Origin of the sequence: Ectobacillus panaciterrae DSM 19096, assembly GCF_000430785.1 — a bacterium.
Lineage (GTDB): Bacteria > Bacillota > Bacilli > Bacillales > Bacillaceae_G > Ectobacillus > Ectobacillus panaciterrae.
The window spans coordinates 47,773-65,454 of sequence record NZ_KE387249.1 but is presented as its reverse complement, the minus strand read 5'-3'; the positions used below and the strand labels follow the sequence as shown (position 1 = coordinate 65,454).

At 39.3% G+C, this 17,682-nt stretch carries 19 protein-coding genes, 1 pseudogene and 2 riboswitches; of the genes and pseudogenes, 18 read left to right on the top strand and 2 right to left on the bottom strand.

Annotation, left to right across the window (positions count from 1 at the left end; all coding sequences use genetic code 11):
• The first annotated feature begins 332 nt into the window (after positions 1–332).
• From H540_RS30920 to H540_RS0125730, 14 genes and pseudogenes are all read left to right on the top strand, one after another.
• Positions 333–1,622 carry a glycosyltransferase family 2 protein gene (locus tag H540_RS30920; protein ID WP_051317278.1) on the top strand — a complete coding sequence of 430 codons (1,290 nt, stop codon included), beginning with the start codon at positions 333–335 and terminating at the stop codon, positions 1,620–1,622.
• A 100-nt stretch (positions 1,623–1,722) separates the two neighbouring features.
• Positions 1,723–2,406 (top strand): glycosyltransferase family 2 protein, encoded by a 684-nt coding sequence (locus H540_RS0125780; protein ID WP_028403027.1) that lies wholly within the window; start codon positions 1,723–1,725, stop codon positions 2,404–2,406.
• A gap of 162 nt (positions 2,407–2,568) precedes the next feature.
• Positions 2,569–2,898 carry an HMA2 domain-containing protein gene (locus H540_RS0125775; RefSeq protein WP_245592356.1) on the top strand — a complete coding sequence of 110 codons (330 nt, stop codon included), beginning with the start codon at positions 2,569–2,571 and terminating at the stop codon, positions 2,896–2,898.
• A complete protein-coding gene (locus H540_RS0125770) occupies positions 2,895–3,431 on the top strand; it encodes an HMA2 domain-containing protein (protein WP_028403025.1) in 537 nt (178 codons plus the stop codon). Before H540_RS0125775 ends, H540_RS0125770 begins: the two co-directional genes overlap by 4 nt.
• Positions 3,421–5,538 carry a heavy metal translocating P-type ATPase gene (locus H540_RS0125765; RefSeq protein ID WP_028403024.1) on the top strand — a complete coding sequence of 706 codons (2,118 nt, stop codon included), beginning with the start codon at positions 3,421–3,423 and terminating at the stop codon, positions 5,536–5,538. The genes H540_RS0125770 and H540_RS0125765 overlap by 11 nt, the downstream gene beginning before the upstream one ends.
• Positions 5,510–6,088 (top strand): HMA2 domain-containing protein, encoded by a 579-nt coding sequence (locus tag H540_RS0125760; protein ID WP_028403023.1) that lies wholly within the window; start codon positions 5,510–5,512, stop codon positions 6,086–6,088. Before H540_RS0125765 ends, H540_RS0125760 begins: the two co-directional genes overlap by 29 nt.
• A gap of 64 nt (positions 6,089–6,152) precedes the next feature.
• Positions 6,153–6,374, top strand: a complete 222-nt coding sequence (locus tag H540_RS0125755) for a hypothetical protein (RefSeq protein ID WP_028403022.1) — start codon at positions 6,153–6,155, stop codon at positions 6,372–6,374.
• 207 nt (positions 6,375–6,581) lie between these two features.
• Complete coding sequence (locus H540_RS0125750) at positions 6,582–6,767, top strand: hypothetical protein (RefSeq protein WP_028403021.1); 186 nt, start codon at positions 6,582–6,584, stop codon at positions 6,765–6,767.
• 12 nt (positions 6,768–6,779) lie between these two features.
• Entirely contained in the window at positions 6,780–7,028 is a 249-nt protein-coding gene (locus H540_RS0125745) for a spore coat protein (RefSeq protein ID WP_028403020.1), read from the top strand.
• Positions 7,029–7,040: 12 nt separating this feature from the next.
• Positions 7,041–7,139: pseudogene (locus tag H540_RS34975) on the top strand (spore coat protein); the annotation flags it as partial.
• Positions 7,140–7,145: 6 nt separating this feature from the next.
• A complete protein-coding gene (locus tag H540_RS34970) occupies positions 7,146–7,298 on the top strand; it encodes a hypothetical protein (protein WP_245592355.1) in 153 nt (50 codons plus the stop codon).
• A gap of 453 nt (positions 7,299–7,751) precedes the next feature.
• Positions 7,752–8,819 carry a sulfite oxidase gene (locus H540_RS0125740; protein WP_028403019.1) on the top strand — a complete coding sequence of 356 codons (1,068 nt, stop codon included), beginning with the start codon at positions 7,752–7,754 and terminating at the stop codon, positions 8,817–8,819.
• Positions 8,820–8,952: 133 nt separating this feature from the next.
• Positions 8,953–9,059, top strand: a riboswitch (SAM riboswitch).
• A gap of 255 nt (positions 9,060–9,314) precedes the next feature.
• Positions 9,315–9,533, top strand: a complete 219-nt coding sequence (locus tag H540_RS0125735; protein ID WP_028403018.1) for a hypothetical protein — start codon at positions 9,315–9,317, stop codon at positions 9,531–9,533.
• A 170-nt stretch (positions 9,534–9,703) separates the two neighbouring features.
• Positions 9,704–9,811: riboswitch (SAM riboswitch) on the top strand.
• Positions 9,812–10,132: 321 nt separating this feature from the next.
• Positions 10,133–10,714, top strand: coding sequence for an O-methyltransferase (locus H540_RS0125730; RefSeq protein WP_028403017.1), 582 nt, complete (start codon positions 10,133–10,135; stop codon positions 10,712–10,714).
• A gap of 18 nt (positions 10,715–10,732) precedes the next feature.
• Here H540_RS0125730 and H540_RS35755 read toward each other — a convergent pair whose 3' ends face one another.
• Complete coding sequence (locus H540_RS35755) at positions 10,733–10,873, bottom strand: hypothetical protein (RefSeq protein ID WP_162144562.1); 141 nt, start codon at positions 10,871–10,873, stop codon at positions 10,733–10,735.
• A 322-nt stretch (positions 10,874–11,195) separates the two neighbouring features.
• Here H540_RS35755 and H540_RS0125720 point away from each other — a divergent pair, with 322 nt between their 5' ends.
• Positions 11,196–12,671 (top strand): SulP family inorganic anion transporter, encoded by a 1,476-nt coding sequence (locus H540_RS0125720; RefSeq protein WP_425388185.1) that lies wholly within the window; start codon positions 11,196–11,198, stop codon positions 12,669–12,671.
• Between the two features lie 98 nt (positions 12,672–12,769).
• Here the strand turns inward: H540_RS0125720 and H540_RS0125715 are convergent, their stop codons facing one another.
• A complete protein-coding gene (locus H540_RS0125715) occupies positions 12,770–13,810 on the bottom strand; it encodes a hypothetical protein (protein WP_028403015.1) in 1,041 nt (346 codons plus the stop codon).
• A gap of 653 nt (positions 13,811–14,463) precedes the next feature.
• Here H540_RS0125715 and H540_RS0125710 point away from each other — a divergent pair.
• The 3 genes from H540_RS0125710 to gndA all read left to right on the top strand — a co-directional run bounded on the left by H540_RS0125710 (position 14,464) and on the right by gndA (position 17,647).
• Positions 14,464–15,321, top strand: coding sequence for a carbon-nitrogen hydrolase family protein (locus H540_RS0125710; protein WP_028403014.1), 858 nt, complete (start codon positions 14,464–14,466; stop codon positions 15,319–15,321).
• Between the two features lie 36 nt (positions 15,322–15,357).
• Positions 15,358–16,044 carry a GNAT family N-acetyltransferase gene (locus H540_RS0125705; RefSeq protein ID WP_028403013.1) on the top strand — a complete coding sequence of 229 codons (687 nt, stop codon included), beginning with the start codon at positions 15,358–15,360 and terminating at the stop codon, positions 16,042–16,044.
• 187 nt (positions 16,045–16,231) lie between these two features.
• Positions 16,232–17,647: an NADP-dependent phosphogluconate dehydrogenase gene (gene gndA, locus H540_RS0125700; RefSeq protein WP_028403012.1), complete on the top strand. Its 1,416-nt coding sequence runs from the start codon at positions 16,232–16,234 to the stop codon at positions 17,645–17,647.
• Positions 17,648–17,682: the final 35 nt, after the last annotated feature.

Genomic DNA, 17,682 nt, shown 5'->3' with positions numbered 1-17,682 from the left:
GTTATTATACATGGTTTTATAGTAGCAAATGATTCTATTTTTGAACAGATAAACTGTATCTAATAACCCACGAATGTTCCATTTAAAATTTCCTTATCTGGAGCGAGAAGAATTGCATAGAAGTTATGTTGCTTTAGTTATAGAAAGTGACGTTAACGTTTAGTCCAATGTATAACAAGCTAGGGAGTTTAAATTATACAGAGAGTTTCGTTTCCATAATCGGAAAGTTTAGGAGTATGAAAAAATCCGCTATTGCCCTAGTAAGATTGTCCAATTCTTTTCTCTTTTATTTGCATTAACTAGTAGTAGTGAAAAAAAAGGATGGGACGAAAATGGAAATTAAGGAATTTTATGACTCGACTCATAAACTTATGGGTGAAAAAAAGGAGGATTCTCCTAGCCAAAATAGTAAAGAAATAAATAAGGATCATGATATTGAAGTTAGTGTAATCATTCCTTCTTATAATAAATATCCACTGAATTTATTTACTCTTTATTCTCTTGGGAAACAAACGTTCAATCCTTCGAAAATGGAGGTCCTCTTTATTGACGATGCTTCAACTGATCAAACTTTAAGGATCTTCAAAAATTATCATCCCCCCTATCATTTTAGGTATATTAAATGCAACCGAAATCTTGGTAGAGCTAAGGTTCGAAATATTGGTATCAAATCTTCAAGAGGGAAAATTCTTATATTTTTAGATGCAGAAATGATTACAGAGCCAGAATTTGTTGAAAATCATTGTAAGTATCATCAATTAATGGGTAACTTGGTTTTATCAGGAGGAATGTATTATAAGGCGGTATATTCTTGTATTTTCCCAGAATTTAATCGGGAACAATCAGAAGAACTATCTGCTATGGCAAGAAATAATCAAGTGCTCTATGAACGATTTGCAAACTATCAACATTCTAGCACCACCCCTTATCCATTATTAGTAAAAACAGATATTGATGGCCAGCTTTATAAGGAATTAAAGGTTAAGACGTCCTCAGAATATTGGTATGATACAATAATAGAAAATTTCGGTGCGGGATTAAATGGATTTCATTTTCCATGGATGGCATTTTTGACTGGAAATGTTTCCGTACGTAAAGAGTTAATTGAACAAGTCGGCCCATTCGATGAAGATTTCGTAAATTATGGTTATGAAGACTGGGAGTTAGGATACCGCTTATATAAGGCTGGAGCTAAATATTTAGCTAGTAACGCTATTGTAACTTACCATCAAGAGCATCCTGTTGGGGAGAACAGATGGAAAGAAGCGATGAGAAATTACCACTTATTCACGTTAAAACATCCTGATGTGGACGTTCTCATCCTAGGGTTAGAGCTTGCCCGTATTGCAGATTTATTAACCATGAACAAGGTATTAGGCGAGTATAAGTTACTCGTTCAAAATTATCCAAATGAGTCTTTATCTTTTCAAGAAAAGTTTATTAAAATTCTAGAAACCATTGTACTTTTGCTAAAAATCGATATCCGGCATATAAACGTGTTAGACGCGGCAGGTTTTGACTCAGACCAGAAAAACGAACTTTTATCTGATATTAAAAAACTAAAAAGTTATAAAAATTTGACTTATATCGTAGAGAAAATTATGAACGAAAGATCAAAATGAAGAGGGTTTTCTAAAATAGATAGCAGAATTTTAATGTCTATTTTTGATTTGCCTTTCTCTTGTCTGAATTGCCTATATTATGTCGGGAGTGGAAAAATGAATGGTTTCGATTATTACTTGTACGATAAGAGAAGAGTTTATAGAAAATGTTTTTAAAAACTACAAACAGCAAATATGGAAGGATAAAGAATTAATTATTATTTTAAATAAGGATACTATGGATATAGACAAATGGAAAAAAAAAGCGAAGAATTATCATAATGTCAGTGTGTATCAATTACATGAACAAGCAACTTTAGGTGATTGTTTAAATTTTGGAGTTGAAAAATCTAGATATAATTATATAGCTAAATTTGATGATGATGACTATTATGGCGCATACTACCTAGCTCATGCGATGAACGAATTTAAAAATAAAGAAATTTTCGTTTTAGGTAAAAGCTCTTATTATGTATATTTTAAAAATAAGAAAGCTTTGATGTTAGTATCTAATACAGAAAAATCATTTACTGACTCTGTAGCAGGTGCTACGTTAATTTTTAAAAAAGAAGTATTTAATAAAGTGCAATTTGAAAAAGTGAATAGAGCTGAGGACTATTTTTTTATAGATAATTGTAAAAAGAATGGTTTTAAAATCTACTCTACAGATAGATATAATTTTGCTGGCATACGTCATGACTCCGATAAGCACACATGGAAAATATCTGATGAGGATTTTATAGAATGGGGAGAAATTATCGCTTATACGGATGATTTTCAATCATTGGTTCAGAAGAAGCTGTAGAAGTGTTTGAAGAATATTATGTAATTCATAAACATAGTTTTGGGGTATAAAATGAAGGTTAATATTGATTTTCAGAAGGGTTTACAAAACTTTAACAATCTAATTGTTGTGAAGAATCAATCGTGGTAAAATTTAATAACAATGGGAAAAGATGGTGTTTAGATGATAGCGAAAGTTACCGAGATTCTAATAATGAAGCAAATCCAAAGAAAACTAGGAAAATATGAAATTAGACTGGCCCATTTTATTCCCGGACGCATCCGGCTGCAATCGCCTGTGTGGACCATGAACAGTAATCTTGTCAGCGGGGTTGTGAAGCAGCTGCAGACGCATCCCTCTGTTTTTTCGGTTCAATTAACCTCTGAGACCGGCAGCATTCTCATCAAGTATGATGCCGCCTATATTTCGACGATACAGGAAATGGAACAGTGGTTTCAATTGCTCGAGCAAGTGTACGCTGAAGAATATGCGAAGAGGGGGGAACGAATATGATTTCTACTGTTCTAGGTTTTGGCGCATCCTTATTTGCTCCTAAACTTCTTTCTCAGTTCAGAGATCAAAAGATTCAAATCATTCATGCGATGCCCGGGCGGCTTCGCATGCAGTGCGACAAATGGAAGGATGCGATTGTGGCGCAATGTCTGGAAAAAGAGATTGTGAACGAGACGCTGGTCCTAACTTGCAAAGCTTCTTCCGTTACGGGAAGCCTGCTGATTGAGTTCATCGTCCCGCATATTTCCGAGCAGGAGCTGGACGAACTGATGAAGCGGATTGTAACGGTCACTTCCGAGGCTGTCCTCCACACCGAAGCCAAGATGATGAAAACCATGCAGCAGACACTCCAAGTCGTAGACCGAGGCATCAAAAGGCAAACGAACGGCTTTGCCGATTTTGACAGCTTATTCGTACTGTTTTTGTTGGGAAAGGGAATACATAGCTTCAAGAGAGCCCCAGCATTTGCCGCGAGTCTTTTGTATTGGTCTTACACCATCATAAAAAACAAGGAGGGGACAGATGCTCAATGAAGCGGTGATTCTCCACTCGCTGCCGGGAAGAACGCGCCTCCGTGTTCAAAGTCCGCTGCGTCCAGTTATGATTGAATGTTTCTTTCGTTCTTTGCCCGGTGTTCACGCAGCCTCTTACACAAAAGAAACAGGAACCGTTCTGATTTACCACGATACTTCTTTATCCCTACGGGAAATCATGAAATACTTGAAGGCATGCATCAGGAATGAAAAGGAAAAGCGACAAACTTCTTGGAAACAATATGCTGCAATCGCGACATGCACATTTATCTTCGCGGCACATTGGATCATGGGCAGAAATCCTGCGTTTTGGGCTTTCAGACCGCTTCTACATAAGATTACGGTGGCGACAGCCGTTCTATCGACATTACAAGTCATAAAAGATGGCATATGGAACGTAATCAGGCATGGAAAAGCAAACGCCAACACATTGACGGCAGCCTCCATATTTGCTTCTATATACACGAGAAACCCGGTATCGGCGCTTGTCATCACCATTATGTCCACGATAAGCGAAATGCTTTCCGAACACACATCGGAAAAGACGAAAAACTATATCCGCTCCGTTCTGGAGCTGGACACGAAATATGCATGGTGTGTGAATGAAACAGGAATTGAAGAAAAAGTAAGCATAGAAGATATAAAAGCAGGAGACACGATTGTCGTGTTCATGGGAGAAAAAATCCCGGCGGACGGAAAGGTTTCGGAAGGATACGGCGTAGTCGACGAGTCGGCTATTACTGGCGAATATATGCCAAAAGAAGTGACATGTCAAAGCCATGTCTATGCAGGAACGATTCTGCAGAGCGGTCAATTGAAAATTCATGTAGAAAAAGCGGGAGACGATACGGCCGCGTCCCGCATCATCCATTTGCTTGAGGAGGCGCAGGAGAAGAGGGCGCCGATTCAGCACCTTGCCGACATGCTGGCGGAAAGAATGGTGCCGGTATCGTTCGGTCTGTCGCTTTTGACATTTTTGCTGACAAGAGATGTGAACCGTGCCATGAACATGCTTGTCATTGACTTCGTGTGCGGCATCAAGCTGTCTACCGCTACGGCCCTGTATGCCTCTATCGGAAAGGCGGCGAAAAAAGGAGCGATTGTGAAGGGAAGCCATCATGTGGAGCAAATGGCGCAGGTAAACACGGTCATTTTGGATAAAACCGGAACTATTACGGAAGGATCACCGGTTGTACAGCAGGTTATTCCTTGTGAGGGCTACGATAAGGAAGAGGTCATTCGTTTGGCGGCAGCTGCGGAAAGGAACTCTTCACATCCGATTGCCGATGCGATTTTGAAACAAGCGCAAGAGTGGAGGCTCGATATTCCGAACCGGGATGGAGAATCACAGGTTGAAACGGTTGTGGGAAAAGGAATCAGAACCTTTTTGAACGGCAAGCCAATCGTCGTGGGCAGCTTGCGGTTCATGACAGAGCTGAAGGTGAATATTGAGCAGCTCGTCCAAAAGCTTGAAAGAGATGAGAATATCATCTATGTCGCTTACAACCAAACTCTGATCGGCATCATCAGCATATTCGATAAAGTGCGTGCCGGCATGCATCGTGCGGTTCAGGAGTTGCGCCAATACGGCGTGAGCGAGGTCGTGATGCTGACAGGGGATAAGCGCGCCGCGGCGAGGGAAATGTCAAGGCGGCTCAACCTGGATTGGTATCATGCGGAAGCTTTGCCGGAAGACAAAGCGACATATGTGAAGCAATACAGGCGGAACAGTACGGTCATGATGGTCGGAGACGGCATTAATGACGCGCCTGCTTTGGCATACGCGAATATCGGCGTAACTATGGGAGCCAAGCGAACCGATATTGCTTCTGAAGCCAGCGATATAATCATCACTTCCGACAATCCGGAGATGCTTTCGGAATTGGTCGGCTTATCGAAGCGGACGATGCAAATCATCAAACAAAATTTTTTCGCCACCTTTTTCATTAACGGAGCAGCGATATTGCTTGGGGCTCTCGGTATCATATCGCCAGTTGTAGGAGCGGCCATCCATAATGCTGCCACAATCGGAGTCGTGGCGAACAGCGCACGGATTTTATGGAAGGGAGATTTGCATCATGGAACCAAAGTTCTATATTCTGCATGACATTCCGGGGAGAATCCGTATGCAAATTCCTGCTCTTCGGGACAAAACATCTTATGATGAGATTGAAAAAATGTTTTCATCCCTAAAGGGAGTGGCGTCTGTAAGGATTCAACCGATTATTCATACCATGCTGATTCAATACAACACGGATGAGCTTTCGCGGGCACATTTGCTGCGCTACATATCCTTGTTTTTCCAGCAGACTAGATTTGATCCGTTGGACTCTATCATGGCTAACATCAAACCTCGGATACGCGGGGACTTGTTTCGCTCCTTCATGACGGGAATTTTATTGCTGATCGCCTATGTACGCAAAAGCAAGGCGAAGCATCCGGGCGCCTTAGACTATGCAGCAGTTATAGCTACTGGTTATACCGTTTTGTCTCATGGAACCAATAGATTAAGTCATCCCGATGTGTTGACGGGAGTGCTAAGTTTAGTTTCTTTAGGAGCATCTAATATGCTTCACGTATCCATGGTTACATGGGCCGTAAATATTTTGGAGATTTTATATGAAATCCATCAAAGCAACCGTTTGAACTACATCTAGTATATGAGTTCGTACCACAAGTGCGAGTTTGTATAAATCAATCATGATCTGAGGGGGACTACTTATGGCATTCAATCAAGATTTTCTTATGGGTTTTTTATCCGGAGCTGTTGTAGGAGCAGTGGGCTATCGTCTGTACGAGCAAAACGGCGGACAGCTCCAACGTTTGGTGCATCCGGCGCCCGCATTTCGTCAAAACGCTGCATCGTACCAACCTTCTGTTGAAGAATTGATGGCGCAAAAAGAGCGTTTAGAAGACATGATTGCAGAATTACAGATGAAGTAATGAAAAAGTCTTGCGTATAAAGTGGATACGCAAGACTTTTTCATTATCGTTATTTCATTCCATAATAAACTGTGGAAAAAAGGTGTAAAAGTTTTTCTTGCATATTAAGAAGTAGTATGTAATTTCAATATTAATTCAAAAGATGTATATACTTTTTAAATGTATTTCATAATAAAGCTGTATCTTAATCAAAAAGAGGTGATTATAATGCAAAACTTAACTGAGCTTGAGCTTGAGAATTTACGTCATCTTATCGGAGGCCATTCTACAGTAGCAAACAAATTAGATGAATATGCCCAACAGTGCACGGATCCTCAACTTAAGCAAATACTGCAGCAAGATGCACAAAGTGCAAGAACTACTCGACAAAAACTGATGACTTTTTTAGGATAGGAGGGTATTGACATGAATGAAAAAGATATGGTAAATGATTATCTGTCTGCATTGAACGCCAGCTTGACTGGTTATGCTAACTATATAGCGCATTCTGATAACGAACAGTTATATCAAGCACTTATCCAAATTCGAAATCAGGATGAGGCGAGACAGCGTAAATTATATAACTATGCGGTGCAAAAGGGATATTATCAACCCGCTGTCCCGGCTAATCCCAACGTGGTACAACAGCTTAAGGGTCAATTAAGTTCACAATAATAATACACGGTTCTGACCGACCTAAAGCGTACTTCTAGAGAGCATACAACAGCTGCTACAGAATTAAACTGTTCGATTGTCCGCGAAAAGTCTCAGGCTCTCTTACAGGATACACTTTTGCTTCAGGACAAAGTATACGCTTTCATGTTACAGCAAGGGATGTACAATACTTCTTCACCAGCTATCAGTTCTGAAATTACAAAACAAATGCAACAATACAGCCCAAACTCAATCGCAGACAAATCAATTGGTTCAACAATCGGCATGTAATAATCCCAGATAAGCTTGAATGAGAATGGATAATAAGAAAGCGGAAACAGATAATCGTCGTGAAAGGCAATTATCTGTTTTTTTATTTCATAATAGTTATGAGCAGTAGAGCTTAAAAGTTTTGGATATGAAGTAAAAGACAATAATACGATCAAAATTATATACAACTGAATAAAAAAACGTCTTTTTGTAGTAAGGAAAGAGCATCCAGCAGAGCATAGAAGCGGTCAAACCCTTTTCCTGTCCCGTACAAGGATGAGAGAGAGGAAGCGAGTGCAGGCTTTGGTTCTGTATAGCAGCGGTTCATATGTCGGAATTATAAATCATTTATATATAGTTACCTTTGCTGAAGACAAAGAATTTTCATAAGATCTATACTAATGAAATAAATTGAAGTACGTGGTCATGAATGAACTTTTGCAAACATGTCATCTTGTATGGCAGGAGGAATGTATGAAAAGAAAAAATGTACATGTAAAACCGTATCTTCTCACAAAGAAATTGCTCCCCGAAAATCAAGAGACACCCATCCATTTTCTTGCTGGCAATATTACACCTTTATCATATTTCTATAAACGCAACCATTTTTCATATCCCAAGCTCATGACAAGCTTTTTTCATCTGCAAGTTGAGGGAAACGTAAAAGTTCCCAGAACGTTTTCTTATAATGAAATACTCAGCTTACCCACTAAAACCGTAAAAGTGATGTTGGAATGTGCCGGTGATAAACGCTCATCATTTCAGCCAAAAACGTTTGGAGAACAATGGGGGGAGGGGGCATTGAGTCAAGGATATTGGAAGGGTGTGCCGCTTCGAACACTCTTTCAATATACCGGTATTCGAGGGTCAGCCAAAGAGATTGTTTTCGAAGGTCACGATACGGGGATGAGAACGGATATAACGGGGATTTTTGCATATGAACGAAGTCTTCCCATTGATAAAGCTCTTCACCCGGATACGCTTGTTGCATACGAATTAAATGGAGAGCCGCTTTCTTTCAAGCACGGATATCCACTGCGGTTAATCGTACCGCAGTGGTATGCAATGGCTTCAGTAAAATGGCTCAAGAAAATTTCTGTTATTGACGGCTCCTTTCAAGGACCGTTTCAAGCGGTAGATTATATCTACTATCCAGAGAAGAACAGAGATGCAGGCAAATACCCTGTAACGACTATGAATATCAATTCTACAATCCAGCAGCCGCTGGATTTGGCAATTTTGGATAAGGGAGTCCATACGATTCAGGGGATTGCTTGGACGGGAGAGGGAGAAATAACCAAAGTTGAGATAAGTACAAATGACGGCGAGACATGGATGCCCGCTGTTTTGCAGCCGAAAACGGATAGTCCATATACATGGGTAAACTGGACTTTCTTTTGGAACGCAAATGCGAAAGGAGAGTGTACAATATTATCAAGAGCGACAGATTCAATGGGACGTATACAGCCTGAAGAAGCTTTGTGGAATCGAAAAGGGTACGGCTATCATGCGATTTGTCGGGTCAAAGTTAAAGTCGAATAAATGGAAATAATAGATTTTCGCTCGAATTTCGCTATTAAAAGTCAATGAAAAATTATGGGAATTATATTGACTTTTCTTATGTGTTTACTTATAATTGGGATTAGCAAATTAACAATAAATGCATACACGTAATTTCTTATTAAGAGAGGTGGAGGGACTGGCCCAGTGAAACCTCGGCAGCGGATTCTGTTATAGAATACCGTGCCAACTCCAGCAAGCAGTCTGCTTGGAAGATGGGAAAGGACGAAGGTGCTTTGGAGTATATTCAAAAGCGTTTTCAGCCTCTTTCTATTTTCCGGAAAGAGGTTTTTTGTCGCATTTAAACAGAGGATTACGGCTCATTGTATGTATAACATTTTGAAGAAAGAATGTAGGAGAATGATACACGGATATTGTAAAGGTTAATGTGCGGGTATTCCAACCGAATGAAAGCTTAAGGAGCATTTTTTAGTCGTAAAAAAGAATAATATCAAAGTGATACGGAGAGGGCTGGAAATGATGAGGGGATCGAGCTTCAATAGAATGAAAAAACTGATATCCAACAATATAGAAGAGATTACAAGAAGTAAAGAATTGATGGATCAAGTTGATGAGAAAGTGGAATATAACATTATGGAAGAGAGGGGGCATGATCAAAGACAAACCATTCATCATTCTTATTCTCGCTTGTATAGAATCCGCTACAAATCCTTTTTATATAAAAATAATAAGTAAATAACATCATTTCCCGACCCGTATGATGTCTGTTGTTAATATGTTTTCTAGTTTAACTGACAAAAGAAAAGTCTAAACTCATAGTTATAAATTCGCATTTTTTGGAAATTAAGATTGGATTTCATGCTCTTATACATTAATCTAATATGTATAAAGAATAAAATATGTAATTCTTATCATGAGAGGTGGAGGGACTGGCCCTGCGAAGCCTCAGCAACCCCTGATTTTTTCAGGAAGGTGCTAATTCCGACAGAGTGACATGCTCTGGGAGATAAGAGGTCTATACATCAGATTTATGGCCTCTTATGACAAGAGGCCATTTTATTTTGTAATTTATAACTTTTTAAGAAACATGTCGTATTTGATGAATGTAATTATATACATGCGAGTAAAAAAACCGTCTTTTTATAGTGGGAAGAGATCATCCGGCGACGTGCAGAAGCGGTCAAACCTTTGTAGTGGTTCATGCAAAAGTAAACCAGAGAGAAGAAGCATACCATACTCCTTTTTGGTTGCACATAGCACATGGACATGTCGAAATTATAATTTACTCATATATATACCATCTATAGAGGGAAAAGAAAGGGGATTGTATTGTCATGGAGGAAAGCAGAGTTATGCAAGTGCCTGAAGGCTACGCGAAAATATTACAAGAATCAAAAGTACTGGGCTTTCAGCAGTCATGTGACAGAAAAACCGGATTTTTGCTAAAAGGATTGGCTGCCTCAAAGCCAAGCGGGAACTTTTTAGAATTAGGGACGGGAGCAGGGGCATCCGCTTCATGGATTATTGAAGGAATGGACGGGGGCAGTACACTTACAACAGTAGATATAGATTCTAACGTGCAAGCTGTTGCTAAGAAACATCTAGGACATGACAGGAGAGTTTCATTTCGTTGTGAGGATGGAGCAGCTTTTATTCAAAACCTGTCGGAGCGGTTTGATTTTATCTTTGCGGATACGTGGCCAGGAAAATTCGAGTTACTGGACAAAACATTGGATCATTTAAATGTTGGAGGATTTTATGTCATTCATGACTTGCTTCCGCATTCCAAATTGCCGGAACAATATAGGATTAAAGCGCCTAAACTCGTACACACGCTGCGAAATAGATCAGATTTAGTCATCACAGAAATGGATTGGTCTACCGGGCTGTTATTAGCAATTAAGACTAATGTGTAATTTGAAATATGAAAATCTTCAACTGAAAAGGGGGATTTCTGTAAATGAATCTTGTGCTAAATCAAGCGGAAAAGTTATTACATGATGAGGAATAATTTTGGGTACCTCTTGGCTATCGTTATCCTTATCCAGTACCATATCCGGCAACTTATTATCCATATGGTTATCCTTATGGGACTACAGTGACGTATTATTAAGGGAATTTGGTTTAGAGGAAAGCATGGGGATTGTAAAAGGAACTAAAAATTATTGTATGAAGAGATACCGTTTGTTAGAACAGACGGTATTTTGTTTGTGTTTTACTTTTAGGCTTCATTTATAGCGGCAGCGTTTTGGTTTCCACTATAGTTATGTAAACAATTTGTCCTTGCAGAAAAATTTATAGTACCGTATAATACAAAACGTTGTGTCGGCCTCGATTCCCTAAGGGGGAATCAATGAAACTTGAAAACTTAATAAAAGAGAAAGAGGTGCTGTTTTGATACAGAAACTTAGACAGGGATGGTTTTCCAACATTCGCGCAGATGTTTTGGCAGGGATTGTTGTTGCACTGGCGCTGATTCCGGAAGCAATTGGCTTCTCTATTATTGCCGATGTGGACCCGATGATCGGTTTGTATGCATCGTTTTGTATGGCGGTTGTCATCGCATTTGTGGGAGGACGCCCGGGGATGATTTCAGCTGCAACAGGTGCCATGGCTTTGGTATTGGTCGGTTTAGTAAAAGAGCACGGTATTGAGTATATGCTTGCAGCAACCATTTTAACGGGGATCATTCAAATTGTTCTTGGCTTTTTGAAAATAGGGCAGTTAATGAAATTCATCCCGCGTTCAGTCATGATCGGTTTTGTAAACTCCTTAGCAATCCTAATTTTTACAGCGCAGCTGCCTGCATTTTCTGGGGAATCCTGGCCTATGTATGCAATGGTAGCCGGAGGATTGACGATTATTTATTTGTTTCCGAGAATCACCAAAGCTGTGCCGTCTCCGCTTGTCGCGATTATCATCATCACTATCATAGCTATTTATACGGGTAGTAATGTAAAAACCATTGGAGATATGGGGGATATTACAAATACATTGCCTAGCTTTTTGATTCCGAACGTACCATTGAATTTGGAAACGCTGCGTATCGTTTTTCCATATGCTCTTTCATTAGCGTTAGTCGGCCTTATCGAGTCCTTGCTTACAGCTCAAATTGTGGACGATATGACAGATACGGACAGCAACAAAAATACAGAATGCAAAGGACAAGGCATTGCCAATATCGTGACGGGTTTTTTCGGCGGCATGGCCGGCTGCGCGATGATTGGACAATCTGTTATCAATACGAAATCCGGCGGACGAGGACGGCTTTCTACGTTTGTAGCCGGTGTGTTTCTGATGTTCTTGATTATTGTGTTGAATAAAATCGTGCTTCAAATTCCGTTAGCGGCTCTTGTAGCTGTCATGATTATGGTTTCTATCAGCACCTTCGATTGGAGTTCTTTGAAACGACTGCATAAACTTCCGAAAACGGATGCGGTTGTAATGGTAACTACGGTAGTGGCTGTAGTGTTGACTCATAACCTAGCTATAGGTGTTATTATGGGGATTTTGTTGAGTGCTGTGTTCTTTGCTTCCAAAATTTCTAAGATGACAATAATTTCTTCTCATGACGAATCTTTGCAGAAGATGACTTACAACGTGGAAGGACAGTTATTCTTCGCATCTGTCATAGACTTCGTTTCTTCTTTTACGTTTAAACACGAAAGGATTAGGACTGTTGATATTAATTTAGCACAAGCGCACATCTGGGATGAGTCCGGTGTTGCAGCTATTGATAAAGTCGTGCTGAAGTTCCATCAGAATGGAATCCGAGCGAACGTAATCGGCTTGAACGAAGCAAGCGCAACATTGCTGGAAAAAATTGCTGGATTCAAAAAAACAGCCGGAGTTGATCAAACAGCCGGTCATTAAGAAAAAGGTTTTTTTCTTATATATCCGTAAAGTATGTTGCGATGAATGCAACAAAAAAACTAGGTTATTCAAAATAACCTAGTTTTTTATCGTGTTTGTTATTTAGTAAATTTTTTATCTGCCCCATATTTTAAACTGAACAGATCTTTTTTCAATCCAAGATTCGTATTTAAATCAACTGCTTCTACTGTGATTTGAACAGAACCTGTAAATGTATCTTTTTGTTCTTCTAGCAATGTATCTTCAAGATTGATGGAGATCCTTCCATTGGTATCAGGTGTACTCGTAAAAGCATAAGATCCTCGGTGCACCCAATTTTCCGGCGTTTGAACTTTTTTATTTCCTTCGTAATAATCAAATGAAAATCTATAGAGTATATTTTCACGCTTCATAATTTCGAAGGTGATGATATTATTTTTTAGTCCAACAAATTGAGGTACTTTTATAATGCGCTTCGTATCTACTTGCAATCCTGATACTTTCTCTACATAACGCTGAAGAGGAATATCCTCTAATACATTCGGAAGGTATTCATTTTCATGTTTGACCATGTGTTGAAAGACAGTTCCATTTGCTATATCTTCATTGCTCACTTTCCTAGTTGAGCCATAAAGCATAACGTAATCCTCAGCGAATATTTCCGGCGTAAACCATTTGTGATTTCCTTCTGTACTATAATTCCAAAACGATAAAGAAAATGTATCTTCTGCTCCTCTTAGTGTTTTCCATTTTGTCGAAATAGGCAGCACATGCTGAGGAACATAATAAAAGGCAAAATGATGTCCGTATTCATGAGATAACACACGACGCATGGATTCAATTGTATTTTGTGCATCTCCGTCATATAAGGTAATAACATTAGTAGCAGGATTATAATCTCCCGTTTTTGTAGGATTTGTTTCTCCTTTTATCCTTACTTCCCTAAGTGTATTCAATTCAGGCCCATGTTGATTTCGCAGCAGCTCTTTATATAAATTCTCCAGCTTTTCTTTATTCCATGTATGGGTATAACTCAAGAATTGGATCCCTTCTGGCGATTGGTACTTAGCAACATAATTTGGATCATATACAGTAGGGCTTAAACTTAACACAAAAGGAAGGAGGAACACGATCAAAAGTACAGATATTGTTCTTTTCATTTCATCTGCTCCTCATGTGTTTTCTATTATTATATTATTATATCATTCTACTACTATTATATGGGTGTTCCAGATTCAGGAAATTTATATGTGAAAACATGTCTCTATATATGAGTGAATTATAAATTCGACATTTTTATGCTGCATTTGAAAAGCCTTCCGATTTAATAAAAATTGGAAGGCTTTTGCTTTTTATCATAAATTAAGGTGAGAATACCCCCACTTCAAGGAGCGGAAGCGAGTAAGTGGGGAGGTTCATAAGGATGGCGATATTAACTAATTTTGTATCGGGCGTACAGCGTTATAAAACAATAATTTGAGAAAGATTGAACTGATAACGAATTATCTAAGCAGTATCGATTAAAAGATCAATGTTTTGCTGTATATTCACCAAATGTAGTTTCTATAGGGTTATTTTTGATCTTCTTTTTAGTCTATTTCCTTTGATATACTTTTGGATACTATGTGATATGAAAGGATGTACTTGTGTGAATCAATTAAGTGTCTAATAATAAGGATATCGTTCATAAACAATATAGATGGAAATTTTTCTATATATATCCTAAATGAAATTTCGACATAAAGTTGGACAAAATCCATGTCGAACTTATAAATTGTATTTATATAGCGTGATGACAAGAAAGGGGAAAACTATGAAACTAAGAGTCTCAGCGGTTCAATATCATCTTCATACGATACAATCCTTTGACGAATTTGCCAAGCAAGTGGAGCATTATATAAAAACAGCCCAAGAATTTAGTGCGGATTTTGTCGTGTTTCCGGAATTTTTCACAACTCAACTTATGTCAATTGGCAATGAACAAGGACAAGCTTTGACAATTCAAGATCTGCCTGATTTTACAGAACAGTATCGGTCTTTATTTATAGATCTCGCTAAGCAAACAAAAATGCATATTATTGGGGGAACCCATGTCGTTCGGAAAGGTGACAAATTATACAATGTTGCTCATTTGTTCTATCCAGATGGAAGAGTCGCAGAACAGGCAAAACTTCATATCACCCCGACGGAAGTGGAGGAATGGAACATGACTCCGGGTGAAAACGTAGAGGTGTTCAAGACTGACAAAGGGACAATCGCTATGTTGACCTGTTATGACATCGAATTCCCGGAAGTCGTTCGGATGGCAAAGGCTAGGGGGGCTGATATTATTTTCTGTCCCTCTTGTACCGATGATCGTCATGGATTCCATCGCGTCCGTTACACTAGCCATGCGAGAGCAATAGAAAATCAAGTTTATGTAGTAAACACTGGTACAGTAGGTTCTCTTCCTACAGTTGACTTTATGCGGGCGAATTTCGGGCAAGCGGCAGTGATTACACCAAACGATATTCCATTTCCTCCCCGCGGTATCTTAGCAGAAGGGGAAGTCAATCATGATATGATCGTAACAGCGGATCTGGATTTAGAACTGTTATACGAAGTTCGCGAAAGTGGTTCTGTTACGACGTGGCGTGACCGGCGTACAGATCTTTACCCGGATTGGAAATAAGGAGAGGGTTTAGCGATTCTGCAAGGGGGTGGGAGCATGTATCGAAAGGAGTTTTATGTTTTTGATCAGAATCGGCCGGTACCGGCGATGATCCGGAATTATGAGGATCGGGACTTTCCCGGTTTGATTCGCGTTCAGCAGGAAAGTTTTCCTCCACCGTTTCCGTCTGAATTATGGTGGAACACGGAACAATTGCATAACCATGTTATCTTGTTTCCGGAGGGAGCCTTATGCATTGAGATTGATGGTGAAATTGCAGGATCAATGACCGGATTGCTTGTTGACTTTGATCCTGCTTATCCGGAACATACATGGGAAGAGATTACGGATAATGGCTATATTCGCAATCATAACCCGAACGGAAATACACTTTATGTCGTCGATATTAGCGTGCGGCCCTCCTATCGAAAATTAGGGTTAGGAAAATGGCTCATGCTGTCTATGTATGATGTCGTTGTTCATAAAGGATTGGAACGGTTGTTAGGCGGCGGTAGAATGCCCGGGTATCACAAAAAAGCGAATGAGATGACGCCGGAACAATACCTTGAAGCTGTGCTAAAAGGTGCATTAAAAGATCCTGTCATCACCTTCCTGCTTCGCTGCGGCCGTACCCCTGTTCAAGTGGTGCCTAACTATTTAGAGGATAAAGAATCGGATAATTACGGGACGCTTATGGAATGGAAAAATCCTTTTTATACATCAATATCTAAACAAGGAGAATGATGAATTTGATATTAAAATTCATTCAGTCTTATCGTGAGGAATTAAAGAGTACGATGTGGGAAAAGATTTTGTGGTAAGGATTCATATGTAAATATAATCAACACCATTCAAATAATCCTTTTTAAACCAATATCTGCTATTATATAATTTAAAGTGTTCATTTTAATAGAGAAAGGGCGAATTAATCATGGTAAAACAACAAATTGGTGTTATCGGTTTAGCAGTTATGGGTAAAAACCTTGCTTTGAATATTGAAAGCCGAGATTATTCTGTTTCTGTTTATAATCGTTCGTCTGAAAAAACAGAAGAGTTTTTAAAGAAAGAAGCAGAAGGAAAGAATTTTGTTGGTACATATAGCATTGAAGAATTTGTTAACTCATTAGAAAAGCCGCGCAAAATTTTATTAATGGTTAAAGCGGGTGCGCCAACGGATGCAACTATTGATTCGTTAAAACCTTATCTTGAAAAAGGTGATATCCTCATTGATGGCGGAAATACATTTTTCCAAGACACGATTAGACGCAACAAAGAATTAGAAGCAACAGGTATTCACTTTATCGGTACAGGTGTTTCAGGAGGAGAAGAAGGAGCGTTAAAAGGTCCTTCCATTATGCCGGGCGGTCAAAAAGAAGCGTATGAGCTTGTAAAACCGATTTTAGAGGCGATTTCAGCAAAAGTAGAAGGGGATCCTTGCTGCACATATATTGGTCCTAATGGGGCCGGTCATTACGTGAAAATGGTTCACAACGGCATTGAATATGGGGATATGCAGTTAATTTCGGAAGCCTATTTCATTATGAAGCATGTGCTCGGTTTGAGTGCACAAGAACTTCATGAAGTGTTTGCAGAATGGAACAAAGGTGAATTGGACAGCTACTTAATTGAAATTACAGCAGACATCTTTACAAAGGTAGATGAAGAAACAGGCAAACCTCTTGTTGACGTGATTTTAGATACAGCTGGTCAAAAAGGTACAGGCAAATGGACAAGCCAAAGCGCTTTAGATTTAGGGGTTCCGCTTCCAATTATTACGGAATCTGTATTTGCTCGCTTTATCTCCGCTATGAAAGAAGAGCGTGTAAAAGCAAGCAAGCTTTTAACAGGTCCTGAAAGTAAAGAGTTTGAAGGTAATAAAGAAGAATTAATTGAAGCGGTGCGCAAAGCTTTATATATGAGTAAAATTTGTTCGTATGCACAAGGTTTCGCACAAATGCGTGCTGCTTCTGATGAATATGAATGGAATCTTCGTTACGGCGATATCGCAATGATTTTCCGCGGCGGCTGTATCATTCGTGCGCAATTCTTACAAAAAATTAAGGATGCATATGACCGTAATCTCAGCTTAGCAAACTTATTATTAGATCCGTACTTTAAAGAAATTGTAGAGAACTATCAATCTGCATTGCGTCGAGTACTTGCAGTGGCAATCGAGCGCGGTATTCCAGTACCATCATTCTCCAGCGCGTTAGCTTATTACGACAGCTATCGCACGGAAACATTACCAGCGAACCTTTTGCAGGCACAACGCGATTACTTTGGTGCACACACATATCAACGTGTGGATAAAGAAGGTATTTTCCATACAGAGTGGTTTCAAAAATAAGTTAGTTGTCATAATAAAGTAATGTTAATAGCCCT

Bases quoted from the DNA above. Each gene is read 5' to 3' on its own strand.
- H540_RS30920 (WP_051317278.1), top strand. From the start codon at position 333: ATGGAAATTAAGGAATTTTATGACTCGACTCATAAACTTATGGGTGAA.
- H540_RS0125780 (WP_028403027.1), top strand. From the start codon at position 1,723: ATGGTTTCGATTATTACTTGTACGATAAGAGAAGAGTTTATAGAAAAT.
- H540_RS0125775 (WP_245592356.1), top strand. From the start codon at position 2,569: ATGATAGCGAAAGTTACCGAGATTCTAATAATGAAGCAAATCCAAAGA.
- H540_RS0125770 (WP_028403025.1), top strand. From the start codon at position 2,895: ATGATTTCTACTGTTCTAGGTTTTGGCGCATCCTTATTTGCTCCTAAA.
- H540_RS0125765 (WP_028403024.1), top strand. From the start codon at position 3,421: ATGCTCAATGAAGCGGTGATTCTCCACTCGCTGCCGGGAAGAACGCGC.
- H540_RS0125760 (WP_028403023.1), top strand. From the start codon at position 5,510: ATGGAACCAAAGTTCTATATTCTGCATGACATTCCGGGGAGAATCCGT.
- H540_RS0125755 (WP_028403022.1), top strand. From the start codon at position 6,153: ATGGCATTCAATCAAGATTTTCTTATGGGTTTTTTATCCGGAGCTGTT.
- H540_RS0125750 (WP_028403021.1), top strand. From the start codon at position 6,582: ATGCAAAACTTAACTGAGCTTGAGCTTGAGAATTTACGTCATCTTATC.
- H540_RS0125745 (WP_028403020.1), top strand. From the start codon at position 6,780: ATGAATGAAAAAGATATGGTAAATGATTATCTGTCTGCATTGAACGCC.
- H540_RS0125740 (WP_028403019.1), top strand. From the start codon at position 7,752: ATGAAAAGAAAAAATGTACATGTAAAACCGTATCTTCTCACAAAGAAA.
- H540_RS0125735 (WP_028403018.1), top strand. From the start codon at position 9,315: ATGATGAGGGGATCGAGCTTCAATAGAATGAAAAAACTGATATCCAAC.
- H540_RS0125730 (WP_028403017.1), top strand. From the start codon at position 10,133: ATGGAGGAAAGCAGAGTTATGCAAGTGCCTGAAGGCTACGCGAAAATA.
- H540_RS35755 (WP_162144562.1), bottom strand. From the start codon at position 10,873: ATGGATAATAAGTTGCCGGATATGGTACTGGATAAGGATAACGATAGC.
- H540_RS0125715 (WP_028403015.1), bottom strand. From the start codon at position 13,810: ATGAAAAGAACAATATCTGTACTTTTGATCGTGTTCCTCCTTCCTTTT.
- H540_RS0125710 (WP_028403014.1), top strand. From the start codon at position 14,464: ATGAAACTAAGAGTCTCAGCGGTTCAATATCATCTTCATACGATACAA.
- H540_RS0125705 (WP_028403013.1), top strand. From the start codon at position 15,358: ATGTATCGAAAGGAGTTTTATGTTTTTGATCAGAATCGGCCGGTACCG.
- gndA (WP_028403012.1), top strand. From the start codon at position 16,232: ATGGTAAAACAACAAATTGGTGTTATCGGTTTAGCAGTTATGGGTAAA.